This window comes from Corynebacterium lujinxingii (assembly GCF_014490555.1).
Taxonomy (GTDB): Bacteria; Actinomycetota; Actinomycetes; order Mycobacteriales; family Mycobacteriaceae; genus Corynebacterium; species Corynebacterium lujinxingii.
In genome coordinates, this window is sequence record NZ_CP061032.1 from 1,160,183 (window position 1) to 1,183,885 (window position 23,703).

The window sequence follows — 23,703 nt, forward strand, 5'->3', positions numbered from 1 at the left end:
TTGGCACTTTGGTGCACCCCTGCGACCGGCCCGAGCGTCAAACCGCATTATCCTTAACGGTTATGGGCAAATTCGACTGGTTCTGGAAGGCCATGGGCTCCACGGCCGAGCGCAACAACAAAAAGTCCAAGGCCGTCGTCGCCGACGCGCACGGGCTGATCGAGGAGCTCTCGCTTCTCGACGACAACTCGCTCGCCGAAACCGTCCGCGCCACCGTGACCGACGGCGCCGTCAAGGACAAGCCGCGCTTCCTTGCGGGCCTGTCGGTGGCCTCCCAGCGTACGCTGGGGATGACCCCGTTTAACGTGCAGAACCAGGCTGTGCTGCGCCTGCTCGAAGGCGACGTGATCCAGATGGCCACCGGTGAAGGCAAGACGCTGGTCGGCGCGATGGCGGCCACCGGGTTTGCGCTGCAGGGCAAGCGCGTCCACCTGATCACAGTGAACAACTATCTGGCCGCCCGCGACGCAGAGTGGATGCGCCCGCTTGTGGAGTTTTTCGAGTTGACGGTGGCGGCGGTCACGGAGTCGTCGTCACGCGAAGAACGCGTCGCGGCCTACCGCAGCGACGTGATTTACGCGCCGGTGACCGAGATCGGCTTCGACCACCTGCGCGACAACCAGATCACCTCGCGCGAGCAGACGGTGCAGGTTCCTGCGGATGTGGCACTGGTCGACGAGGCGGACAGCGTGCTTGTCGACGAAGCCCTGGTCCCGCTTGTCCTCGCCGGGTCCGAGGGGACGCAGCAGGCCACCGGCCAGATCACCGAGGCCGTCTCCCACCTGGTGGAGGAGCAGGACTACACGATCGATTCGGACGGGCGTAACGCGTTTCTCACCGACGACGGCGCGGCGAAGGTCGAGCGTCTGTTGGGTATTGAGTCGCTGTACTCGGACGAGCACATCGGCTCCACGCTGGTGCGGGTCAACCTCGCGCTGCATGCCAAGGCGCTTCTGATCCGCGACGTGCACTACATCGTCGAGGATGGCAAGGTCGCGCTTGTCGACGCCTCCCGCGGCCGCGTGGCAGAACTGCAGCGCTGGCCCGACGGCCTGCAGGCGGCAGTCGAGTCGAAGGAGGGCCTCGACGTGTCCGAGGGTGGACGCATCCTCGATTCGATCACGCTGCAGGCGCTGATGCGCCGCTATCCCACGGTGTGCGGCATGACGGGCACCGCCGTTGAGGCCACCGACCAGTTGCGCAGCTTCTACGGCCTGCACGTCGCAGTCATCGACCGGGCGAACGAACTCAAGCGTTTCGACGAGGCCGACCGCATCTACGCGACCATGGAGGACAAAAACGCCGCGATCGTCGAGGAGATCGCGCACATTCACTCCACCGGCCAGCCGGTGCTCGTCGGCACGCACGACGTAGCCGAGTCTGAGGCGCTGGCGGAGGCGCTCGCGCAGCGCGGTATCGCCGTCAACGTCCTCAACGCGAAAAACGACGCCGAAGAGGCGCGCATCATTGCGGAGGCCGGCGACGTCGGACGCGTGACGGTGTCGACCCAAATGGCTGGCCGCGGCACCGATATCAAGCTCGGCGGCGCCGACGAGGGAGACCACGACGAGGTGGCCTCACTCGGCGGTCTTGCGGTCATCGGTACCGCGCGCCACCGCACCGCACGCCTGGACAACCAGCTGCGCGGCCGCGCGGGCCGCCAGGGCGATCCGGGCCTGAGCCTGTTTTTCGTCTCGCTTGACGACGACATCGTCACTACCGGCGGCGCCGACGAGACCTTTACCGCGCAGCCGGAGCCGGACGGGCGCATCACAGGCAACCGTGCCCAGCAGTTCGTGGAGCACTGCCAGCGCGTCACCGAAGGCCAGTTGCTGGAGATCCACTCCCAGACCTGGAAGTACAACAAGCTCCTTGCGGACCACCGCGACATCCTCGACGAGCGCCGCGCCGCGATCTTGGACACCGACACCGCCTGGCGTGAGTTGGCCGAGCGTGCCCCGCAGCGTGCCGACGAACTGTCGCACCTGCCTCAGGAGATCCGCGAACAGGCCGCACGCGAGATCATGCTGTTCCACCTCGACGCCGAGTGGTCCGAGCATCTCGCGTTGATGGATGACGTCCGGGAATCTATTCACCTTCGCGCCATCGCCCGCGAGACGCCGATTGACGAATACCACCGCATCGCCGTGCGCGAGTTCAAGGATCTCGCAAACCGGGCCGTGGCCCAGGCGGTGGAGACGTTTAACACCGTGGACATCGACGAAAACGGGGCGCATCTGGCGGACGCGGGGTGGAAGCGCCCGAGTGCGACGTGGACCTACATGGTCTCCGACAACCCGCTTGCGGGCTCCGGCAACTCCGTCATTAGCGGCATCGGCAATATCTTCCGTTAACCCGCTAAACGCCACCCGCGAGCGAGTTGGGCGGTACTATTGCAGAAGTTCTCAATCTCGACTCGACAGTCAAGGAGTTAGTCATGAGCGACAACACGCCGCAGAACCAGGTCGAAACCACTTCCGTGTTCCGAGCTGACCTGCTCAAGGAGATGGAATCTGGTGCTGCCGCATCCGTGGACTCCACGGCTGGCACCGACAACCTGCCGGAAGGTGCGGCGCTGCTCGTCGTCAAGCGCGGCCCGAACGCAGGGGCTCGTTTCTTGCTCGACCAGGACTCCACGACCGCCGGCCGCCACCCGGAGGCCGACATCTTCCTCGACGACGTGACTGTCTCTCGTCGTCACGCTGAGTTCCGCCGTAACGGCGAAGGCTACGAGGTTGTCGATGTCGGGTCGCTCAACGGCACCTACGTCAACCGCGAGCCGCGCAACACTCAGGAGCTAACCAACGGCGACGAGATCCAGATTGGCAAGTTCCGTCTCGTCTTTATTGTCGCTGAAGACTAAGACTAGACTGCCTATTTTCCCTAGCCCACGCCCAACGAAGAAGAAGAGCACGACCACGTGAGCGCAATCCGCAAGACCGCCCCGCAGCCGACCGCCGCGAAGCAATCCAAGCCCGCCAAACCGGCGAAGACCATGTCGATTGGTGTTGTGCTTGAGCGTTTGCGCACCGAATTTCCGGACGTGACCGTCTCCAAGATCCGCTTCCTCGAATCCGAGGGACTGATTACCCCGCAGCGCACGGCGTCGGGCTACCGTCGTTTTACCGAAGATGACGTGGAGCGCCTGCGCTACATCTTGGTCACCCAGCGCGACAACTACCTGCCACTGAAGGTCATCCGCGAGCAGCTGGACGCGATGGATTCCGGCCAGGTCACCGCGATCCTCACCGCCAACGACGCGGAGCCGATGATCTCCCCGGAGAACTTCCGTGCTCCGGCGCCGACTCGTTTGTCGGATGTCGATGTGGCCGAGCAGGCCCAGGCACCGCAGTCCACGGTGGAGGAGTACATCAAGGTCGGCTTGATCACCCCAGATGCCGCCGGTTTGTTCAACGTGGACGATGTGCGCACCGTCACCACCGCCATGTCGCTTGCGGAGTTCGGCTTCGACGCCCGCCACCTGAAGACGCTGCGCACCGCAGCCGCCCGCCAGGCCGCCATGATCGGCCAGGTCACCGAGCCGGTGGCCAAGTCCGGCAAGGTCAATTCCCAACAGCAAGCCGAAGAGATTGGCCAGCAGATGTCCGCGCTGGTCGTTTCGCTGCACGCGTCGCTGGTGAAAAACGAGCTGCGCAAGCAGTCCGGCAACTAGCCGCCATGGAGGCGGTTGAACTCGTCGGGGTCTTTCCGGTCGGCCCCGAGCAATACCTGTGCGCCCTGCTGCAGCGCTCATCCAATGGACGTTGCATCCCAGTGTGGGTTCCGATGCAGGAGGGAAGCGAGCTCGCGGCGCGTCTCGACGGCTGGTCGCCGAACCGTCCGCGCACCATCGACGCCGTAGTGGAGCTCATCCGCACCACCGGTCTCTCAGTCGAGACCATCGAACTGTCGTCGTACGTCGACGGGATGTTCATGGCGACGGTGTCGTTTGCCGACGGTGCAGAGTTAGACCTGCGCGCGTCGGATGCGATTACGTTGGCGCACGAACTCGACCAGGAGTTGGCGGTCGATGAGCATGTCGCCAATCAAGCGTCGATGTATTTGTCCGCCGAAGATGCGGAGCGCTTCCTTGGCGCGGAGATTGTGGTTGCAGATGTTGAAGGTGAGGCGCAGTCGGCGAGTGGCGATGCTCAAGCCGACGCGGATTTTGAGGAGCTCATGCGTAATCTGGGCGTCGACAACCTTGATGCGGATGATGCTGGTGATACTGATGGGGAAGAAGGTACGCAAGCGTCGGAGTAATGTCTCAGTGTAAAGTTGAGCTTTAGAGTTCGGCGTGTTGCGCCTGAAACTCTTGACCCGGAACCTATGCTTGGCATTTAATAGTCAGCAGGCCCCAAGTTAACTTTCATGGGAGTAATTACGTGAGCATCAACGACGTCAACCAGGCAGACGAGCAGGACACCGCCGCCACTGCCGTGCAGGAGTCGCTTTTCGACGTCGGACCGTCCGACGAAGTGGGTTACCGCGTGCCCATCGCTTGCCAGGTCGCAGGCATCACCTACCGCCAGCTCGACTACTGGGCCCGCACCGGCCTGGTTCGCCCGTCGATCCGCGGTGCGAAGGGATCCGGCTCCCAGCGTCTGTACTCCTTCAAGGACATCCTCGTTCTCAAGATCGTCAAGGGTCTGCTTGATACTGGTATTTCGCTGCAGAACATCCGCCTCGCAGTAGACAAGCTGCGTGACCGGGGCGTGTCCGACATCGCGGAGATCACCCTCGTCTCCGACGGAGTAACCGTTTACGAGTGCCGCTCGAACGAAGAGATCATCGACCTCCTCGGCGGCGGCCAGGGTGTGTTCGGCATCGCTGTCCCGCAGATCATGAAGGAACTCACCGGCACGATCTCCGCGTTCCCGTCCGAGCGCGTCGCCGACGATGTCGAAGCGCCGAACGTCATCGGCTTCGACGAACTCGCGGATCGTCGTCGCCGCAAGACCTCCTAAGCGGACAACACAAAGGCCCGGGCTGGGTTTACTCCCTCCAGCCCGGGCCTTTTGCGCGCTGGGATTCGGCTGCCGTGCTGGTTACAGACCCGCGGCCTGCTTGATTGCGGGCCCGATCTGGTCCGCTGACGGGGCAGAGAACTGCTTCTTCGCCACCTGCTCGACGGCGGCATCGTTCGCGCCTTCACCGATATGGACGACGGTGACGTCAACTTTGTCGCCGGCAGCCTGACGGAACGCGTCGGCGAACGCCTTGTCATCGGCCGCATCCGCGGTCCCCGTGGTCACTAAGACGATGCGGGTCGGATTGTCCAGGCTGCCGTAATCGGCGGCCGCGGCTTGGAGCGCTTCACGCGTCTGCGGCACACCGCCGACGAGGAAACGGTGCACAGCGATGTTCACCGATTCAACGTCGGGGGAGACCGTGAGGTTTTGGCGATAGCCGTTGACCACACCTGGGTTCAACGGTGAGGAATAGTTCCACAGCCCGACTTCCTTGCCTGCGCCGCCGAGCGCTAGCGCGGTTTCACCGATGGCGTCGGCTGCCGGCTCAATGAACGGCGCCATCGCTTCAGAGGTATCCAACAGGAAAAGCGTGTTTTCCGGTGCGATGTTGTTGTCCTGCTTCGGCTGCTCGTCAGTGTCCTTCTTCGCTGCCTGCGCTTCGTTTCCGAGCGCATTGCCGCCGGTCGGGCGGGCGGCAGCCCACACCAGATCGGAGATGACCGGCTGGTCGTCAATCGAACCATCGAAGGATTCCGCTGAAGCGCGGGCAAAGTCTTGGCCGGCGCGCGCCTGATCCTCGGAGATTGCATCATTTTGGTTCAGCGGGATGGCGGTGTAGACGATGTCCGCTCCAACCGGGGTGAATTGCAGCCCCTCCGGGACGCTGTGTTCTGCAGTGGCGACGTAACCGTCCGCGGCGTTGAAGTCGGCGACATTGTTCACGCGCTGCTCGGTAAGCACCTTCACGGCGTCGTTGTCGTTGCCCGCGACCTTCGATGCGACGAGCGCGGAGGCTTCAGGTTCCTCGTCGACGGGAAAGCGCACCACATCGGCTTTGAGGTCCTCGAGTTTGACCTCGTTTGCGCCGGCGACGCCCACGGTCTCGCCGTAGACCGCATCCGGGTCGGACACCGCCGGGGTGCGGCCGGCCGCTTCCAGCACCGTGTGCGCCACCGAAGTGTTCGGCGCGATGTAAACGGCTGCATCCTTGACGTCGTCGACGTACTCCGGTTTCACGCAGTAATCACGGACGACGGGGGTGGCCGCGGCGTAGTTGTCGATAAGCGAACGCCCCACCTTCTCGTCCGACGCGGCAACCGGCAGCGCAAGGTCGCCGGCGACGCACTCTGGTTCCGCGGCGGTGGTATCGGTGTCGTCGCGAAGCGCGAGAAACAGCACGAGCGCCAGCACGAGCGCGATCGCGACGAGCAAGGCTATCAGCCAGCCTGCCAGCCGGAGGTTATTTTGATTGCTTGCGTGCCGTGCCATGCTGGTCGCCGCCCCTTACGTAGAACGAGTGAGAAAACCTTCCTCGAGCTTAGCCCTCCAACGCCGCATCGACGGTCGCGACAAGCCTGGCGCGCAGCGGCGCGGCCGCTGCGGTGAGTTCTCGCTGCCGGGCGACGTACTCGGCCTTGCCCTCCGGGGTTTCCACCGGCACCACGCCGAAGCCCAGCCCGCGGCAGTCGTAGGGGGACGCCTCCATGTCCAGCCGCCTCGCCTGCGCCGCGAGCTCGAAGCAATCCAACAGCAATTCGCCGGGTACCAGCGGGCCGAGTTTCAACGCCCACTTATACAGATCCATGCTCACGTGCACGCACCCCGCCTGGTCATTGTCGGGCTGCGTCTCACGCGAGAGGACCGTCAGATTCAGCGGCCGCGCGGCCGGCGTGAAAAACCGGAACGCGTCATAGTGGGTGCACTTGATCGGGTGATCCTCCACCACGGCGTTCGTGCCCGCCGCGCCGAGCCGCAACGGCAGATCGTGGCGCGGGTGATCCGTCTTGTACACCATCGCCCACTCATGCATGCCGAAACAATCAAAGTGGGGCGAGCGCTTATCGACGGCGCGCAGCAGCCTTCCCACCATCTCCACATCTCGCCTGCGGTGTGCGAGAAACGACGCCACGTCGAGTGTCACAGTGCCGTCGGATGCGGTGGTGTAGTCGCGCCACGTCGCCTGGCGCGTATCTGCAGCATCGGCCAAGGCCACACCAACACCTGGGTGCCAGCGCTTCAGGTGCGCCGGCCGTAGCGGGTAGTACTCGAACAGGAAGTCCCACACCGGGTGGTAGTCGCCCCGCGCGCGTCGATCAGCGCGGGCATCCGCCCACGGTGCGGCCCGGCGCGCGTGGGCGTCGATGCGGGGGAGGTAGTCGTCGGGTTGGAGGATCGTCGTCAAGCAATCGCTCCTTACTCGTTTTCGTGGGTCCAGTCCGCGACGGTGCCGACGTACTCCTCAATGAGGTCCTCGAGCGCAACCACGCCGACGAGTGCACCATGCTCATGCACTTCGGCCATGTGGGCTGATCGGCGGTGGAGCAGCGCGAGGGCATCGTCCATGGATTCGCCGCCGTCGACAGTGATGAGAGGGCGAATCCGTGAGTTGGGCACGCGCGGATCGTCCTCGTCGGAGGCCATGAGATCCAAAATGTCCTTCACATGGATGTATCCGGCGAGTGAGCCCGCGCTGATACGCACCGGGAAACGGGAGTAGCCGGTGTCCTGTACGGCTGCTTCGATCAACGACAGGCGGGTGCCCCGCGGGTCGTATGGAATCGTTTTCACCTCGCTCAGCGGGATGAGCACTTCCTTCAGGTTGCGCGAATCCTGGCGCAACGCCTTGGCCAGGCGCACTGTTTCCTCGGCGTCGAGCAGGCCCTCCTCACGCGACTCCTGGATCATCGTGGCCAGCTGCTCCTGGTCGACAGTGGAGTCGAGCTCGTCGCGCTGCTGGATGCCGAACGCCGCGAGGGTCTTTCGCGCGACCCAGTTCAGCGCTTCTAGGAAGGGTCGTGTGGACTTCATCCACACCGTCATTGCGGGGGTGAGCCACATGGCGGTCTGCTCTGGGCCCGCAATCGCGATGTTCTTCGGGACCATCTCGCCGAACAGAATGTGCAAGAACGAAATGAAGGCGAGGGCGATCACGAACGAAATCGGGTGGAGCAGGTCGCTTGGCAGTCCGAGCGCTTCGAAGGGCGCTTCAATGTAGGACGCGATTGCTGGTTCGGCGACCTTACCCAGAATCAGCGATGCGACCGTGATGCCAAACTGCGCGCCCGCGAGGTAGATCGAGAGGTGCTCGGTCGCGTACAGCACGTCGTCGGCGTTGGAACGGCCCTGCGCCTGTAGCGACTCGAGGCGGTCCTTTCGCGACGAGACCAACGCAAACTCCGCACCGACGAAGAAAGCGTTCGCGGCCAACAAGGCGATGATCAGTACGATGGCGAGCCAAATACTCACTGCTCAGCCTCCTCTGGGGTGATGGGACGCAGCAGCGCCTTGTCCACGCGTCGCCCGTCCATTGCGGTGACTTGGGCGAGCCAGTCGCCGGCGCCGGCCGAACGGAACTCTTCCTGCATGCTGCCGAGCTGCTCGCGCAGCACCACTTCGTCGCCAACCTCCGGGATGCGCCCCAGGGTGGCCATGATCAAACCGCCGAGGGTTTCGTACGGTCCGTCCGGCGCGGTGTAGGCGGTGCGTTCCTCCAGTTCGTCGAGACGCACCAGGCCCGAGATTTCCCAGGAGGTGCCGAAGCGGACGAAGTCTTTCTCGCTTTCGCGGTCGTCATACTCGTCGTAGACCTCGCCGAGAATCTCCTCAACCAAGTCCTCAATGGTCACCAAGCCCATCGTGCCGCCGTACTCGTCGGCAACCAGCACAACCTGCGAGCCAGCAGAGCGCACGCGGTTGAGCACAGAGTCACCGTCGAGGGTGCCCGGCACCATCGGTACCCGTCGGGCGAGGGTAGACAGCGGGGTAGTGGCGCGGCGCTCGGGCGGAACGGAGAACGCATCCTTGATGTGCACGACGCCGAGCGGGTCGTCCAGGTCGCCGCGGCATACCGGGAACCGGGAGTGACCGGTCTCCCGTGCAAGCGCGATGAGGTCTGCCACCGTGTCTTCCGCGTCGAGCGAGTCGATCGTCGAGCGCGGTGTCATCACCTCTTCTGCTGTGGTCTCGCCGAAGCGCAGCGACCGGTCGATCACCGCTGCAGTCGCCGCATCAAGTCCGCCCGCCTCGGCTGAAGAGCGCACCATAGCGCCGAGCTCCTGCGAGGAACGCGCGGAAGCGAGCTCGTCGGCCGGCTCGATGCCCATCTTGCGCACCACCCAGTTGGCGGAAGCGTTGAGGAAGTTGATGAAGTACTTCATCGCGGTGTTGAACCAGTGCACCGGCGGCACGACCACGCGTGCCGTGGCAAGCGGATTCGTAATCGCGATGTTTTTCGGCACAAGCTCGCCGAAGACCATGGACAAAAACGTCGCGACGATCAGCGCCAGCACTAGCGCCACTGTCGTTGATGCTGACGCGCTCAGACCGACGGCCTCGAGGACCGGCGTGAAAAACTTGCCCAGGACCGGCTCTGCAAGGAAGCCCGCCGCGAGCGTAGTGACGGTAATACCTAACTGCGCACCCGAGAGCACAAAGGATAGGTTGGCGTGATCCCGGGCGACAGCTCGAGCGGTGGCGTCACCGCGCTGATTGACGTGGGCCTCGATCGTGGAGCGCTCCAGGCCCGTCATCGCGAACTCGATGGCGACGAAAAGACCCGTCGACGCCGTGAGCAGCACGAAAGCTAGCAGGGAGAGGATGGATATGAATATGTCCATGTGTGTCTGAATGCGCCCTAGCGCCCATTACTCCTTCGTTGGTTTTCTCCACGGCGACCCCGCGATGCGCCTCGGCGCCCGCCCCCGGATCGGTTCGACGACCCCCGGTTGGAGCCGCCCCGCCCGGAACGGCCACGACCCGCGCCGCCGCGCCGTGTACCGCTGCGCGCACCCGCCTGTCCGGCCTGCTTCGGCTGGCCCGGCGGAGGCAGAGGAGCGCCGTCGGCCACGCGTGCACCGGTAATCGTAACCAAGGACTCCGACATCGCAGCGACCTTGACCTCCGGCGCGTCAACCCCGGCCTTGCGCATCAGTTGCGCGACCTCGTTTTCTTGCTCATCCATCACAAGCGTGACGACCGTGCCAGATGTTCCGGCGCGGGCAGTACGGCCCGCGCGGTGCAGATAGGCCTTGTGCTCGGCCGGGGGATCGATGTGCACGACCAGTGAGACGTCGTCGACATCGATACCGCGAGCCGCGATATCCGTGGCGACGAGAACTGGCGTTGTTCCGCCGCTAAACCCGTCGAGCGCACGCGTACGTGCACCCTGGCTCTTGTCGCCGTGCAGCCCTTCAGCATTGATGCCGACACGCCGCAGCTTCTTCACCTGCCGGTCCACACCATGCTTTGTGCGCATGAACATGATCGTCTTGCCTTCACGCGCGGCGATCTGCATCGCAATCTCGTTGCGCTGCTCGCGCCCGCCGACGAGGAGGCGGTAGTGCTCCATGGTGTCCACCGCGGCCTCCACCGGTGCGGTGGAGTGGGTGACTGGGTCGTGCATGTAACGATCGATCAGCTTTTGCACGTCGCCGTCCAGGGTCGCGGAAAACAGCAGACGCTGCCCGTCTTTCGGCGTGCGGTCGAGCAGTTTTCGCACCTGGGGCAAAAAGCCCATGTCGGCCATCTGGTCTGCCTCGTCAAGCGCGGTGATTTCCACAGCGTTGAAGGAGAGCTTCTTTTGATTAATCAGGTCCTCGGCGCGCCCCGGCGTTGCGACGAGCAGGTCGACCGGAGACGCCAGCGCACGGATGTGATGGTTGATGTTCACGCCTCCTACAACGTCGAGCACGCGCAAGCCGAGCGCGCCCGCGGGATCGTCGAGACGCTCGCGGATCTGCGCGGCCAACTCACGCGTCGGCGCGAGCACCAGGCCGCGCGGGGACCCCGGCTTCGACGGGGACCCAGCGAGACGGGCAAGCATAGGCAGGCCGAACGTGAACGTCTTGCCCGAACCGGTCGGACCGCGACCGAGTACGTCGCGGCCCGCGAGCGCGTCCGGGATGGCCGCTTCCTGAATCGGGAAGGGCTGAGTGATGCCCTCCTTGCTCAGGGTGGAGACAATCTCGCGGGGCAGGCCGAGGTCGGCGAATGTAGTCATTCGGGCAAGTCTACGCGTCAGGCCCCTTAGTAGCTCAACTCCTCGCGCTCGCCGGACCAGGTGGTGTGGAACGTTCCCTCCATGTCCACGCGGCGGTAGGTGTGGGCGCCGAAGAAGTCGCGCTGGCCTTGGATGAGGGCCGCCGGCAGGCGTTCGGCGCGCAGCGAGTCGTAATAGGACAGCGACGATGCGAACACCGGGACTGGCAGGCCCAACTGGGTCGCGGTGACCACGACTCGGCGCCACGAATCCACCAGGCCCTTTTGAAGCTCGCCGGTGAAGTACGGGTCCAACAGCAGCGATGGCAGCTTCGGGTCGTTCTCGTACGCCTCGGTGATGCGGTCCAAAAACTTCGCGCGGATGATGCAGCCGCCGCGCCAAATGCGTGCGAGATCACCCGGCTTGATATCCCAGCCGTGCTCCACCGATCCCGCGTTGATCTCGTCGAAACCCTGCGCGTACGCGACAAGCTTGGAGGCGTAGAGCGCGCGCCGAATGTCCTCGATAAATGCCTGCTTATCCACCCCGAGCGCATCCAGGTCAGTCAACTCACCGGACGGCAAGCCCGTCTCCTGCGCGGCTTCACGCTGAGCGAGCGTGGACGACAACGCGCGCGCGAAGACTGCCTCGCCGATCCCAGTCGTCGGCACGCCCAAGTCCAGCGCTTCCTTCACGGTCCAGCGGCCCGTGCCCTTCTGCCCGGCGGCATCGACAATGATGTCGATGAACGGCTTGCCGGTTCTAGCGTCGACCTGGCGCAGCACCTCAGCGGTGATCTCGATGAGGTAGGAATCAAGATCGCCCTTGTTCCACTCCGTGAAAATGTCTGCGATCTCCGCCGGTGCCAAACCTGCCGCGTAGCGCAGCAGGTGGTAGGCCTCGCCGATGACCTGCATGTCGGCGTACTCGATGCCGTTGTGCACCATTTTCACAAAGTGGCCCGCACCGTCCGGTCCGATGTGCGTCACACACGGCGTGCCGTCAACCTTCGCCGCAATGTCCTCCAACAGGGGACCGAGCGTCTCCCAGGACTCTGCGGGACCGCCCGGCATGATGGACGGGCCGCGCAGTGCGCCCTCCTCACCGCCGGAAATACCGGCGCCGACAAAGTGGCGGTTGCGCGCCGCCATCTCTCGCTCGCGGCGGATGGTGTCGGTGAACAGAGCATTGCCACCGTCGATGATGATGTCGCCATCGTCCATCGCATCCGCCAACTGATTGATTACGGCATCCGTCGCCGCGCCAGCTTGCACCATGATAACGGCCTTGCGCGGGCGCTCCAACGACGCGACGAACTCCTCAATCGTTTCCGCGGCGATGAAGTTGCCTTCCGCGCCGAATTCGTCGACAACCGCCCGCGTCTTTTCCGGCGAACGGTTGTAGATGGCGACAGTATGGCCCTTGGAGGCGAAGTTGCGGGCGAGGTTGGAGCCCATCACCGCCATCCCGACGACACCGATTTGGGCAAGATTCTCAGATGCTGCAGCAGTCATACCGCGAATTCTACTTCGGTGCGCGACACAGCATCCGTATCATCGGGGGACATGCAGTCTGATAACGCCTTCCGCCTGTACAACGAGGTCATCGAGCCGCCGCTTAGCGACGACGAACTCGCCGCCGTCAACGCCGCCGATTTGGACCTCGCGCAGCGCCTCGGATTGGTGCTGACGTATTGCTCCCAAGACCGGCTGGAGGGCCACCTCGAGGTGACCGACAAGCTGCTGCAGCCTACTGGCATTGTCAATGGTGGCGTGTATTGCACGATTGGGGAGACGCTGGCGTCGATCGCCGCCGTGGCAGCGACAGCGAAGCCCGCAGTCGGCATGAGCAACTCCACCGATCTTCTCGGCAGCGTGAAGGCGGGCCAGCGCATCGACGCGGTCGCTGAGCCGGTGCACACGGGCAAGCGAACGCACCTGTGGCGTGTGAATATGAGCGCGGACGGCAAGCTCGTTGCCGTGACCAACCTGAAGCTGATGATCCTCGACCGCTAAGGCCTTACAGCCAGTGGTTCTTGCGGAACCACCAAAACATCAACCCCATGGCTCCGAGCATGACTAAAAGCGACGCCGGATAGCCGAAGCGCCACCCGAGTTCTGGCATGTGCTCGAAGTTCATGCCGTAAATACCGGCGATCAACGTCGGCACGGCAGCCATGCCGACCACGGCCGAAATCGTGCGCATGTCGGAGTTCTGCTGCATGGTGATTTTCGCAACCGACGCGTCGAGCAGGGACGTGAGTCGCTCGTCGAAGCTCGAGAGCCTGTCGCTGACTATGGTCGAGTTGTCCTGCACGTCCCGGAAGTAGGTGCGCAGGGCTTTGCGCATGAAGTCCTTGTTGTGGGTCAACCCGTTGCGCAACGCCGGAGCGAGCGGATCGATGGCGTGGCGCATCTCCAAGATCTCTCGTTTATACATGTAGATCTTGTCGATGTTGATCGTGTGGCTCGGGGTGAACACCTCGTTTTCAAGCTCGTCGACATCGTCTTCGAGAAAGTCGGTCACCTTGAGGTAGTTGTCCACGAGGTAGTCGGACACCGCCCAGGCGACCGCGGACGGGCCGAGCACCGCCAGATCTTCCTCGTCCTCCAGCTTCGAGGTGAGATCGGGGAGCCGGGCGTTGTGGCGAATGGTGATCGCGAAACGCTCTCCGATAATCATCTGCACTTCGCCGGTGGAAATGATCTCGCGGGCGTCAGCGACTTCCTCGTCGTCGCGGTAGGACACTGAGCGCACCACGAGAAACAGTTGCTCGTCGTGACGCTCGATCTTTGGACGCTGGTGGGCATCCACGACGTCGTCAACCACCAGGTCCTCAACGTCGAAGACCTCGGCGATGCGCTCCATCTGCTCCGTTGAGGGCTCCTTGAGCGACAGCCACACAAACGCGTTGTCGTAGCGTTCTGCGACCTCGAGTGCGTGCGCCATGCGCACATTGCCAGGCTGGCGCTTGCCGTCCACGAACACGCGACAGAAGTCGATCTGGCGCTCAATCGGAACGGGGACGTGGCTGGCCGACGGGGGCTGCACCTTTTTCGGTCGCTGTCCAGGAATCGGAATACGCGGCGGCATAGCTGAAAGCCCCCTTTCACGTCGTGGGGGCCGGCCGGATAGCACAGCCCAAGTGCGGCTAAACGTGCGCAATGGGGCGCGCACGCCATATCAAAGGTGATATTACGCGTGCGCGCCCCATTGTCTAACGGGGGTATGCCCCGGGTTAGAACACGGTCAATCCGCGTTCACGGAAGATCGAGCGTACGTGCTCGACGGACTCCGGAGATGGGGGCGTGACATCCTCCAACTCATAGTCCATGTCGATCTTGTCCCACTTGTCTGCACCCATGTTGTGGAACGGCAGAACCTCCACACGCTCCACGGTGCCTTTCCAGCGCGCAACGATGTCGGCGACGCGCTGGACGTTTTCCTCGCCGTCGGTCAGCCCTGGGACCACCACGAAGCGGACCCACACCGGCTTGCCCTTGGCGTGCAGCCTATCGCCGAAATCGATCGTCGGCTGCAGCTGGCGTGCGGTCACGTGCTCGTAGGTGTCCGAGTCTCCCGACTTCACATCGAGGAGGAACAAATCGATGTTGTCCAGGTCCTCGTCGGTCAGGCGAGCGCCGAGGTAACCGGATGTGTCGATCGTGGTGTGCACACCTGCGTCGTGCACCGCCTTGAGCAGGCGACGCGTGAACGCGATCTGGAACAACGGCTCGCCGCCGGAGAGCGTGAGCCCTCCGCCGGAGGCGTTGAACACCGGCTTGTAGCGCAGCACGCGTCGAACGACGTCGTCGATCTTCTCGAGCGTGCCTTCCTTCATTTCCATCGTGTCCGGGTTGTGGCAGTACTTGCACCGCAGAGGGCAACCGGACAAGAAGATGGTCATCCGGGTGCCCGGACCATCGACAGCCGTCACCAGCTCCCAGGAGTGGACGAGGCCGATCTCACCGGTGCGGCGAGCCTCGAATAGCTCGGGGCGGATGATCTCGAGGTCGTCGGTGGAAAGTCCGCCTAAACCGGCAGCGACGCCGCGCACGCGCTCACCCTGTTCGGGCGCGAGCGTGACGACGCCGCTAGTTCCGTCTTGGGCCATAAACTATGCGCCCTTGTGGAAGGTACGAGAGATAACGTCGCGCTGCTGCTCCTTCGTCAGCTTGACGAAGTTCACAGCGTAGCCGGAGACGCGAACGGTCAGGTTCGGGTAGTTCTCCGGGTGTTCCATTGCGTCCTCCAGGGTGGACTCATCGAGCACGTTGATGTTCGCGTGGTACAGACCGGAGTCCATGTTGTTCGCGGAACGGTTAGCCTTCATGGACTCGAGGCGCTGATCGAAAGTAGGGGTGGACATGGTGTTTCTCTCCTTCAGAGTGAATGGGTGGATAGGGAAGTCTGGTTAGGCCGGATTGATGACCGCGTCGGCGTTTTCCATGATGAAGCCAGCATCGAGGACACCGACCAGGTTGGTCACCTGCTCTTCCTTGTTGCGGCCAAGGCCCGACGGGGTGATCGTGTTGGTCAGCGAGATGCCGTCCAGCGCGTCGTTGTAGTCGAGCTTGCCCACGGACAGCATCGAAGCGACCATGCCGTGGTTGTCCGCGCCGTTCTCCGGGTTTGCGCCCGGGGCGAACGGGGTGCCGGCCTGGTGACCGGACGGGAACGAACCGGTTGCCTTGCCGTAGACGACGTTCGAGGTAATCGTCAGCACGGATTGGGTCGGGATGGCGTCGCGGTACATCGGGATCGCCTTGATCTTCTGCATCACCGTGTGAACAACGGTGGCAGCGATGTCGTCCGCGCGGTCGTCGTCGTTGCCGTAGAACGGGAACTCGCCTTCCGTGATGTAGTCGACGATCAGGCCGGTCTCATCGCGGACCGGGGTGACCTTCGCGTACTTAATCGCGGACAGGGAGTCGGCGACGATGGACAGGCCGGCGATGCCGCAGCCCATGGTGCGGATGATGTCGGAGTCGTGCAGCGCCATCTCGATGGACTCGTAGGCGTAGCGGTCGTGGCAGTAGTGGATGATGTTCAGTGCCTCGACGTACGTGCCGACAACCCAGTCGAGCATCTCCTCGTACTTCTGCCAGACCTCGTCGAAGTCCAGCGGGCCGTCGCCCTCGATCGGTGTGTGGTTGCCGTCGGTGATCTGCTTGCCGCTGACCTCGTCGCGGCCGCCGTTGATGGCGTAGAGCAGAGCCTTCGCGGCGTTCACGCGAGCACCGAAGAACTGCATCTGCTTGCCGACCTGCATCGGGGACACACAGCAGGCAATTGCGGCGTCGTCGCCCCACTTGTCACGAATCTGCTTGTCAGACTCGTACTGCAGTGAGGAGGTCTCGATGGAGATAGCGGCACAGAACTCCTTGTAGCCTTCCGGAAGTGCCGGATCCCAGAAGATGGTGATGTTCGGCTCCGGAGCCGGGCCCAGGTTGCGCAGCGTCTGCAGGAGACGGAATGCGGTCTTGGTGACCTGGTGGCGGCCGTCCTCGGAGAAGCCGGCGTCGGTCCAGGTTGCCCAGTACGGGTCGCCGGAGAAGATCTGGTCGTAGTCCTCGGTGCGCAGGAAGCGGACGATGCGCAGCTTGATCACGAGTGCGTCGATGATCTCCTGTGCCTCGACCTCGGTGAGGGTGCCGTTTGCCAAGTCGCGCTCGAAGTACGCGTCCAGGAACGGGGAGAGGCGGCCGATGGACATTGCGGCGCCGTCCTGGCTCTTGACCGATGCCAGGTAGCCGAAGTAGGTCCACTGGACGGCTTCTTTGGCGTTGGTTGCCGGGCCGGAGATGTCGAAGCCGTAGTCCTCGGCCATCTTCTTGAGCTTCTTGAGTGCCTTGATCTGCTCGGAGTGCTCTTCGCGGTAGCGAGCCCAGTGCTCGGAGAAGCCCTTCTCCAGGGCGGCGTCCTTCGCCTGCTGCTTTTCCTCGATGAGGAAGTCAACACCGTAGAGCGCGACACGGCGGTAGTCGCCGATGATGCGGCCGCGGCCGTATGCGTCCGGCAGGCCGGTCACGATGTGGGAGGAGCGGGCTGCGCGGATGCGCGGGGTGTAGATGTCGAAGACGGCATCGTTGTGGGTCTTGCGGTAGTCGGTGAAGATCTTCTTCACGTCCGGGTTGACCTCTTTGCCGGCCTCTTTGATGGCCTGCTCGACCATGCGCCAGCCACCGTTCGGCATCATGGCGCGCTTGGTCGGGGTGTCGGTCTGCAGACCGACGATGACATCGTCATCTTCCGAGATGTAGCCCGGCTTGAACGCGTCGATGTCGGCAGGGGTGTCGGTGTCGACATCGTAGACACGACGCTCACGCTCGACCGCGAGGTAGTTCTTGTCCAGGTAGTCCCACAGGCGCAGGGTCTTATCGGTTGCGCCCTCGAGGAACGATGCGTCCCCGTCGTACGGGGTGTAGTTGCGCTGGACGAAATCGCGGACATCGATCGATTCCATCCACGGTCCCGGCGTGAAGCCTTCCCACGCCTGGTTCTGAATTTGCGGCTCTGTAGAAACAGTCACAGTTTGCACGGTCCTTCTCTTGAAACAAAAGGTCTTCCGGCGGCTGCGCTTACCCATTCCCAAACACATTCTCTTTAAAAGCGCTGGCCGCTTAACAAGGAGTGTAGGGGAGTGACGCAGGTTATTGGTAATACGTTTGGGGTGACCTTCGACACACTGAATTACAACGAGAAAATTCCCCGGTCAGACGCCTGGAGCACAGGTCTGGCCGGGGAATTTGCAGGGATATTTACGCCTACTTCTCACCGTCTTCCAGGTTGGCGGTGGGCAACTGGCCCTCGGTGACTGCCAAGTTGTGGCGGGCACGCGAGAACGCGTTAATCGTCCATTCGTTGGCCGCCACCAGGCGGTTGCGGCTGCCGGTGAGGAAGGACAGGTGCACGCCGAGCCACATCAGCCAGCCGATAAAGCCGGTGATCTCGACCTTGCCCATCTTCACCACGGCATTGAAGCGGTTGATAATGGCCATGGAACCCTTGTCGAAGTACTCAAACGGTGCGCGGTCCTCCGGGGCGATATCGTGCTCAATCTGATCCTTGATCGTTTTGCCCACGTAGGCACCGGACTGGATAGCCACCTGCGCAACACCCGGGAGACGGTCGCGGTTCATCATGTCGCCAATGATGAAGACGTTCGGCTGATCGCCGACGGACAAGTCAGGGTTAACTTCGACCTTGCCGGCGCGATCGGCCTCGACACCGATCTGCTCCGCAACCTGCTTACCCAGCGGGGAAGCGGCCACGCCCGCGGACCAGATCTTGGTCGGGGTCTTGATGGTGGACTCCTGCTCGGTCTTCATGTCCTTGTACGTCACAGAGTCCGCATCGACGTTGGTCACCATCGCGTTGAGTACAACGGTCACACCAGCCTTCTCCAGCTCGCGCTGCGCCTTCTTACCCAAACGCTTGCCAAACGGCGGCAACACCTGCGGAGCGCCGTCGAGGAGGTAGATCTTGGACTGCTCGGTGCTGAACGAGTAGCGGCCGGAGGTGAACGCGCGGTGCGCCATCTCAGCCACCTGGCCAGCGAGCTCCACGCCGGTCGGGCCGGCGCCCACGATGACGAAGGTCAGCGCCTCTTCCCGCTCTTCGGGAGTTTCGGCCAGCTCGGCGCGCTCGAACGCCGCGATGAGGCGGGCGCGGATCTCGTACGCGTGGTCAAGGGTCTTCAGACCTGGCGCGAATTCGGCGAAGTGGTCGTTGCCAAAGTAAGACTGGCCGGCACCTGCGGCGACGATGAGGGAGTCGTAGGCGAAGGTCGACTCCTTTCCGCTTTCCACGGAGGTGACGGTCTTGCCCTCGATGTCGATTGTCTCGACCGTGCCGCGTACAACGCGGATGTTTTGCTGCTTGGCGAACATCTGGCGGATGTCGCCGGTGACCTCGCCGGCAGACATCAAGCCGGTTGCCACCTGGTAGAGCAGGGGCGGGAAGAGGTGGTGGTTAGTGCTGTTAATCAGGGTGATGTCGACGTCTGCGTCGGCAAGCTCCTGGGCAGCGTTCACGCCGCCGAAACCAGCGCCGATAATTACGACGTGGTGTCGGTTTCCATCCGGGCGAAGGGCTGAAGAGGCCATCAGTATCTCTCCTCGGTGTAATTTTCGTAAGTGGAACGGCTTACATACTACGCGGTACGTGTGAGCTAAGCCGTGGCGTACCGCGGAAGTGGTGGCTGGGCCACTAGCATCCGTTAAATGGCCGATTTCACGCGCACGCAAAAGAGCTCCATCGATGCTGCGGCGTGGCCCGCGGTGGCGGCGGTGCCGATGCCTCGCGGGGGCAGTGTCCGCACGAAACTTGCTGAGGCGGCGTTTGCCCGTGCGTGCGCCAAGGCGGGGCTTGCGCTCGAAGGGGAGAGCCCCGATCTCACCGTGGAGCGCGCGGAAGTGTTTCAGCGCGTCGCTGCTCGCGGTTGGACTGGCCTTGCGGAAGGCTATATGGCGGGAGAGTGGTCGACGACCTCGTCGCAGGTGCTTGTCGACGACCTCGTCGCGCTCGTCGGTGCGGGCTACCGGCCCGTGTCACCGCGTCCGTCTGCGGTTCCTGGCGGGCGCAGACCTGTGGGGGCGGCAGGAGAGCTCCCCCCGGATCTCACACAACATTTCGCCGGCAGTGTCGCGTCCCACGCCCAGGGGCACTTTGGCACAGGCGTGCCGACGACCGAACGCACCCGGGTGAAGTCCCACACGCCCGGGGCGGGCCGCGGCAATGAGCCGAGCCACCACTTCATGGACGTCACCGACATCGGGGCGCCGCTTGATGCGCACCGGGACGATCTGACGGATGCGCAGCTGCGCAGTGTTGCCATGCTGCTAGAGGCAGCGTCTACCAATGCGGGGACGCACTTGCTTGAGATGCCGTGCAGCGGCGGCGCAGTGGTGACACAGGCGGTGGCGAAGCGAATCACGGTAGACACAGTCTCGTTCGACGAGCGCATCGCACGCGGGGTGGAAGAGCAGCTCATCATGGCCGGGGCCGAGGGCTCGGCGCGTGTCGATCTGTTGTCTTCGACCGCGGAGATCCCCGAGCTCGCGCACCAGCGTCGTGGGGTGTACGACGCCGTGGTGAGCATGAATGCTTTTGAGGCGCTGCCGGCTGCTGAGCAAACCGCATACCTGCAGGCTGCCGAAGAGATGCTTGCCCCCGGCGGCAGGGTGGCGGTGCAGACCATCGTCCGAACCGGGGCGTTCTCGCGTGCGGCTGGCGCGGCGCTGACTTCGTTGCGTCCTTACTCGTGGCCGCGGCTGAACGTGGTCACGGTAGACGACATTGACAGGCTCGTCGATAAGCACACGGGCCTGCGGGTGACGGCGGTGACCACCGCGCCTGAACACCTCGCGGCGTCGCTGAAACTGCAGCGCATGACGTTTGACGCGCATTTGCGCGACGCTGCCGCTGACGGATACGACGTTGTGTTCCGCCGTATGTGGACGTGGCAGTTCGCCCTGCGCGAGGCGCTCGCACGGCTGGGCATGCTCGACCTCGCGCAGGTGACGATGGTGCAGCGGCACCGCCGGGGTCGTCGTTAAGCGAGCGTGACCTCGGGGCGCGACGCGCGCTCCACGAGCACCGCGATGGACTCAAACGGCTTGTCCGCGACCATCTGCAGGCCCATCTCGCAGGTGCGGTTCGCGGACACGAAGTGGGCGTAGTTGCCCTTGTCCAGGCCGGCGCGCTCCTCGCGAGTGGCCGATTCCACCAACTCAGGGTGGAGCATGACGCGGTCGCCGGCGGTACCGCAGCAGGCGGCGCCTTCCGGGACCTCGGCGTCGCCGCAGGCCTCGGCCACGCGGATGAGCGCGTCGGTGGTTCCCAGGTGCTCGCCCGAGCACGGCGGGTGGACGGCAATACGCCCCTGGTCAGCGGTGATGGGGAGGTGCTCCATGACTTCTTCGTCGAGCCACTGCACGACGTCGAGCACGCGCATGGCGTTGAAGCGTTCGAGATCATCCCCGGTGAGGATCTCCGGCATGGCGTCGACGACGGTGTGGGTGCACGACGCGGCGTCGATGATCACTGGCAGATCGCCGTGGTTCGACCATTCCCACATCCGCTCGAGTAGGTCGAGGGCCTTCTCGCGGTAGGCGTCGGTGAATCCCTTCGAGGAAAACGGCATGCCACAGCACGCGCCGTCGACATTCTTCGGGATCCAAACTGGCGCACCGCTGCGGCGGCCCAACTCCACAACAGCGTGCGGCACATCGATCGCACCCGCGCCGCCAGCCGGCTGGCCAAAGATGCGGTTCACACAGGCAGGGAAGTAAGCGGCGGCAGCGCCAGCGCGCGAAGTTTCCGGCAACTCAGCGGCCTTGTGCGGCATCGGCCCAGGCACCGACGGCAGACGCTCCGAGGAAATGAGGGCGCGGCCCACCTTGGTCACCGCGTTGGCCAGCTGCGGGCCGAGCACGTTCACGCCGGAGACTGCGGTGCGGCCGAGCGCTTCCACAGCCCCATAGTTTTTCGCGATGGACTGGGCCACCCGCTGCTCCGCCGGTGTTGCCTGGGCAGAGCGCAACTGCTTCATTACCTTGCCGGTGTCGATGCCAACAGGGCAGGGGATAGAGCAGGTGCCGTCGGCGGCGCACATGTCGATTGCGTCGTACTGGTACTGCTCACGCAGCTCGTTGAGGACCTTAGAGCCCTCCGGCTGGCGCGCCATCTCACGGCGTAGCACGATGCGCTGGCGCGGGGTGACAGTCACGTGGCGCGACGGGCAGATCGGCTCGCAGAAGCCGCACTCGACGCAATTGTTGATCTCGTGCTCGACCTTGGGGAACGACTTGAACCGCTTGAGGTGGATGTCGTCGTCACGCGTGAGCTTCACACCGGGAGCCAGGATGCCCTGCGGGTCGAGCATGTCCTTGACCTCCCAGAACAGGTTCCAAATGTCGTCACCCCATTCACGACGCACGAACGGCGCCATATTCACACCGGTGCCGTGCTCGGCTTTCATGGAGCCGTCGTACTGGTCCACGACAAGCTCGGTTAACTCCTCCAAAAACTGCGAATAGCGTTCGAGCTCCTCAGGTTTGGAGAAATCCGGGGTGAGGAAGAAGTGCAGATTGCCGTACGGGGCGTGCCCCATGACGGACTCCGGGTAGCCGAACTTGTGCAGCAGCTTCATCAGGTCCGCCGCTCCTTCGCCAACCTGCGCGGGCGGGAAGCAGACGTCTTCGGTGATCAGCGTCGAGCCTTGTGGGCGGTTCTCGCCGATCAAACCGAACAGGCCGTTGCGCAGCTGCCACATGCCGTTTTGCAGCTTGGGGTCGGATTCGAACTTGAGCGGGGAGAGCAACTCGGCGCCGTCGAGCACGTCTTCGGCGGCCTTGATCGCTTCCGTGAGTTCCTCGTCGGTGGTGCCGCCGACTTCGAGCAGCAGGGCAGCGGTCGCCTGGTCGATATCGGCCCACTCGGGCGGTGCGGCGTCGAACTGGCCAACCGAGCCACGCATGACATCGGAGACGAGGAGCTCGCAGGCCTCGGCGCCGGCGTCGACAAGCTTGGCGACGTAGTTCGCCGCGTCGTTGATGTCGGGCAAGACCACCCAGGTCACAGCCTTTTTCTTGGGCAGTTCGATGGTGCGCATCTCAACTTCGGTAAACACGCCCAAGATGCCTTCGGAGCCGACGAGCAGGCGCATGAGGATGCGTACCGGCTCGTCCTCGTCCAAAAACGCGTCAATGCGCAGGCCGTTGGTGTTGCGGATGGAAAACTTCGTGCGCAAACGATCCACCGTTGCGTCGTCGCTACGCAGTCGATCGCGGAATTCAGAGAGTTGTTTGTGCAGTTCAGGGCACTGTTTCCGGAACGCCTCGTCGCCTTTTCGCGTATCGACGATCTCACCCGAGGTCAGCACGAACACCGCCTCGTCGATGGTGTGGAAGGAATCGCGCTCGATCTTGCAGCGCATTCCGCCGGCGTTATCCGCCACCACCCCGCCCACGCACGCGGATGCGGTGGAACCTGGGTCCGGGCCGAGCATGAAGCCGTGGCGGCGCAGCACCGCCTGTGCGTCGCCGAGAATGACGCCGGGCAGCGAGCGCAGCCGTTTGCCGCCGTCGAGCACCTCCATACCGGTGAAATGCGTCTTCACGTCGACGAGGATGTCGTTAGTCATGGCCTGGCCGTTCAGCGAGGTGCCCGCGGCGCGGAACGTCAACGTGTGGCCGGTGTCGCGCGCAAAACGCATTAATGCGGAGAGGTCGTGGGCGTTGCGGGGCTGCACGACAACCGACGGGATGTCGCGGTACGGCGAGGCGTCGGAGGCGAAGCGTACGAGATCGGACACGCGCGACTGGACATTGTCCTTGCCGACGATCGCGGCGAGCTTGTCGACGAGCGCCGCGTCCGTGCCGCCGGCGAAGCGCGCAGCGACAGCATCGGGCGAAGAGTCGTCGTAAACCGGTTTGGGGATCCGTTGAGGATTGGGTGAGAGGAGTCGAGACATGGATTTAGACTACGCGCCTGAGCCCCTCAGCATTACTTGACATAATGTACATTATC

19 protein-coding genes are annotated in these 23,703 nt (G+C 63.7%); 7 read left to right on the plus strand and 12 right to left on the minus strand.

Annotated features, from left to right (window positions below; genetic code table 11):
* Window positions 1-62: 62 nt before the first annotated feature.
* From secA2 to IAU68_RS05770, 5 genes are all read left to right on the plus strand, one after another.
* Entirely contained in the window at window positions 63-2,354 is a 2,292-nt protein-coding gene (gene secA2, locus IAU68_RS05750) for an accessory Sec system translocase SecA2 (RefSeq protein WP_171193943.1), read from the plus strand.
* Window positions 2,355-2,437: 83 nt separating this feature from the next.
* Entirely contained in the window at window positions 2,438-2,863 is a 426-nt protein-coding gene (gene odhI, locus IAU68_RS05755; protein ID WP_171193944.1) for an oxoglutarate dehydrogenase inhibitor Odhl, read from the plus strand.
* 57 nt (window positions 2,864-2,920) lie between these two features.
* A complete protein-coding gene (gene ftsR / locus IAU68_RS05760; RefSeq protein ID WP_231699113.1) occupies window positions 2,921-3,673 on the plus strand; it encodes a transcriptional regulator FtsR in 753 nt (250 codons plus the stop codon).
* A 5-nt stretch (window positions 3,674-3,678) separates the two neighbouring features.
* Window positions 3,679-4,263, plus strand: a complete 585-nt coding sequence (locus IAU68_RS05765) for a bifunctional nuclease domain-containing protein (protein WP_171193945.1) — start codon at window positions 3,679-3,681, stop codon at window positions 4,261-4,263.
* 128 nt (window positions 4,264-4,391) lie between these two features.
* Window positions 4,392-4,967, plus strand: coding sequence for a MerR family transcriptional regulator (locus IAU68_RS05770; protein ID WP_171194141.1), 576 nt, complete (start codon window positions 4,392-4,394; stop codon window positions 4,965-4,967).
* Window positions 4,968-5,048: 81 nt separating this feature from the next.
* Here the strand turns inward: IAU68_RS05770 and IAU68_RS05775 are convergent, their stop codons facing one another.
* Genes IAU68_RS05775 through gndA form a run of 6 tightly spaced genes read right to left on the minus strand, consistent with a single transcriptional unit; the run spans window position 5,049 to window position 12,683 of the window.
* Window positions 5,049-6,461 (minus strand): vWA domain-containing protein, encoded by a 1,413-nt coding sequence (locus tag IAU68_RS05775; RefSeq protein ID WP_171193946.1) that lies wholly within the window; start codon window positions 6,459-6,461, stop codon window positions 5,049-5,051.
* A 49-nt stretch (window positions 6,462-6,510) separates the two neighbouring features.
* Window positions 6,511-7,374, minus strand: coding sequence for a 3-methyladenine DNA glycosylase (locus IAU68_RS05780; protein ID WP_171193947.1), 864 nt, complete (start codon window positions 7,372-7,374; stop codon window positions 6,511-6,513).
* Between the two features lie 11 nt (window positions 7,375-7,385).
* Window positions 7,386-8,438, minus strand: coding sequence for a hemolysin family protein (locus tag IAU68_RS05785; protein ID WP_171193948.1), 1,053 nt, complete (start codon window positions 8,436-8,438; stop codon window positions 7,386-7,388).
* The gene (locus tag IAU68_RS05790; protein ID WP_171193949.1) at window positions 8,435-9,808 is read right to left on the minus strand and encodes a hemolysin family protein; all 1,374 of its coding nucleotides are present in this window, start codon (window positions 9,806-9,808) and stop codon (window positions 8,435-8,437) included. Before IAU68_RS05790 ends, IAU68_RS05785 begins: the two co-directional genes overlap by 4 nt.
* Window positions 9,809-9,825: 17 nt before the next feature.
* Window positions 9,826-11,190 (minus strand): DEAD/DEAH box helicase, encoded by a 1,365-nt coding sequence (locus tag IAU68_RS05795; RefSeq protein ID WP_171193950.1) that lies wholly within the window; start codon window positions 11,188-11,190, stop codon window positions 9,826-9,828.
* Window positions 11,191-11,216: 26 nt separating this feature from the next.
* Window positions 11,217-12,683, minus strand: coding sequence for an NADP-dependent phosphogluconate dehydrogenase (gene gndA / locus IAU68_RS05800; protein WP_171193951.1), 1,467 nt, complete (start codon window positions 12,681-12,683; stop codon window positions 11,217-11,219).
* A gap of 51 nt (window positions 12,684-12,734) precedes the next feature.
* Here gndA and IAU68_RS05805 point away from each other — a divergent pair, with 51 nt between their 5' ends.
* Window positions 12,735-13,184: a PaaI family thioesterase gene (locus IAU68_RS05805; RefSeq protein ID WP_171193952.1), complete on the plus strand. Its 450-nt coding sequence runs from the start codon at window positions 12,735-12,737 to the stop codon at window positions 13,182-13,184.
* A 4-nt stretch (window positions 13,185-13,188) separates the two neighbouring features.
* Here IAU68_RS05805 and IAU68_RS05810 read toward each other — a convergent pair whose 3' ends face one another.
* The 5 genes from IAU68_RS05810 to IAU68_RS05830 all read right to left on the minus strand — a co-directional run bounded on the left by IAU68_RS05810 (window position 13,189) and on the right by IAU68_RS05830 (window position 19,277).
* Window positions 13,189-14,262 carry a magnesium and cobalt transport protein CorA gene (locus IAU68_RS05810; RefSeq protein WP_171193953.1) on the minus strand — a complete coding sequence of 358 codons (1,074 nt, stop codon included), beginning with the start codon at window positions 14,260-14,262 and terminating at the stop codon, window positions 13,189-13,191.
* A 145-nt stretch (window positions 14,263-14,407) separates the two neighbouring features.
* Complete coding sequence (gene pflA, locus IAU68_RS05815; protein WP_171193954.1) at window positions 14,408-15,283, minus strand: pyruvate formate-lyase-activating protein; 876 nt, start codon at window positions 15,281-15,283, stop codon at window positions 14,408-14,410.
* A 3-nt stretch (window positions 15,284-15,286) separates the two neighbouring features.
* Complete coding sequence (gene grcA2, locus IAU68_RS11580; RefSeq protein ID WP_171193955.1) at window positions 15,287-15,538, minus strand: autonomous glycyl radical cofactor GrcA2; 252 nt, start codon at window positions 15,536-15,538, stop codon at window positions 15,287-15,289.
* A gap of 45 nt (window positions 15,539-15,583) precedes the next feature.
* Window positions 15,584-17,635, minus strand: coding sequence for a pyruvate formate lyase family protein (locus tag IAU68_RS05825; RefSeq protein ID WP_407928725.1), 2,052 nt, complete (start codon window positions 17,633-17,635; stop codon window positions 15,584-15,586).
* A 301-nt stretch (window positions 17,636-17,936) separates the two neighbouring features.
* Window positions 17,937-19,277: an NAD(P)/FAD-dependent oxidoreductase gene (locus IAU68_RS05830; protein WP_171193957.1), complete on the minus strand. Its 1,341-nt coding sequence runs from the start codon at window positions 19,275-19,277 to the stop codon at window positions 17,937-17,939.
* 117 nt (window positions 19,278-19,394) lie between these two features.
* Between IAU68_RS05830 and IAU68_RS05835 the strand changes: the two genes are divergently transcribed.
* Window positions 19,395-20,729: a class I SAM-dependent methyltransferase gene (locus tag IAU68_RS05835; RefSeq protein ID WP_171193958.1), complete on the plus strand. Its 1,335-nt coding sequence runs from the start codon at window positions 19,395-19,397 to the stop codon at window positions 20,727-20,729.
* Here the strand turns inward: IAU68_RS05835 and IAU68_RS05840 are convergent.
* A complete protein-coding gene (locus IAU68_RS05840) occupies window positions 20,726-23,647 on the minus strand; it encodes an FAD-binding and (Fe-S)-binding domain-containing protein (protein ID WP_171193959.1) in 2,922 nt (973 codons plus the stop codon). The genes IAU68_RS05835 and IAU68_RS05840 overlap by 4 nt on opposite strands.
* Window positions 23,648-23,703 lie beyond the last annotated feature (56 nt).

What these genes read in the sequence shown, in the direction of transcription:
- gndA (WP_171193951.1), bottom strand. Translation starts at nt 12,683, where the DNA reads ATGACTGCTGCAGCATCTGAGAATCTTGCCCAAATCGGTGTCGTCGGG.
- odhI (WP_171193944.1), top strand. Translation starts at nt 2,438, where the DNA reads ATGAGCGACAACACGCCGCAGAACCAGGTCGAAACCACTTCCGTGTTC.
- pflA (WP_171193954.1), bottom strand. Translation starts at nt 15,283, where the DNA reads ATGGCCCAAGACGGAACTAGCGGCGTCGTCACGCTCGCGCCCGAACAG.
- IAU68_RS05830 (WP_171193957.1), bottom strand. Translation starts at nt 19,277, where the DNA reads ATGGCCTCTTCAGCCCTTCGCCCGGATGGAAACCGACACCACGTCGTA.
- IAU68_RS05805 (WP_171193952.1), top strand. Translation starts at nt 12,735, where the DNA reads ATGCAGTCTGATAACGCCTTCCGCCTGTACAACGAGGTCATCGAGCCG.
- IAU68_RS05840 (WP_171193959.1), bottom strand. Translation starts at nt 23,647, where the DNA reads ATGTCTCGACTCCTCTCACCCAATCCTCAACGGATCCCCAAACCGGTT.
- IAU68_RS05765 (WP_171193945.1), top strand. Translation starts at nt 3,679, where the DNA reads ATGGAGGCGGTTGAACTCGTCGGGGTCTTTCCGGTCGGCCCCGAGCAA.
- IAU68_RS05825 (WP_407928725.1), bottom strand. Translation starts at nt 17,635, where the DNA reads ATGGAATCGATCGATGTCCGCGATTTCGTCCAGCGCAACTACACCCCG.
- IAU68_RS05810 (WP_171193953.1), bottom strand. Translation starts at nt 14,262, where the DNA reads ATGCCGCCGCGTATTCCGATTCCTGGACAGCGACCGAAAAAGGTGCAG.
- secA2 (WP_171193943.1), top strand. Translation starts at nt 63, where the DNA reads ATGGGCAAATTCGACTGGTTCTGGAAGGCCATGGGCTCCACGGCCGAG.
- IAU68_RS05790 (WP_171193949.1), bottom strand. Translation starts at nt 9,808, where the DNA reads ATGGACATATTCATATCCATCCTCTCCCTGCTAGCTTTCGTGCTGCTC.
- grcA2 (WP_171193955.1), bottom strand. Translation starts at nt 15,538, where the DNA reads ATGTCCACCCCTACTTTCGATCAGCGCCTCGAGTCCATGAAGGCTAAC.
- IAU68_RS05835 (WP_171193958.1), top strand. Translation starts at nt 19,395, where the DNA reads ATGGCCGATTTCACGCGCACGCAAAAGAGCTCCATCGATGCTGCGGCG.
- IAU68_RS05795 (WP_171193950.1), bottom strand. Translation starts at nt 11,190, where the DNA reads ATGACTACATTCGCCGACCTCGGCCTGCCCCGCGAGATTGTCTCCACC.
- IAU68_RS05775 (WP_171193946.1), bottom strand. Translation starts at nt 6,461, where the DNA reads ATGGCACGGCACGCAAGCAATCAAAATAACCTCCGGCTGGCAGGCTGG.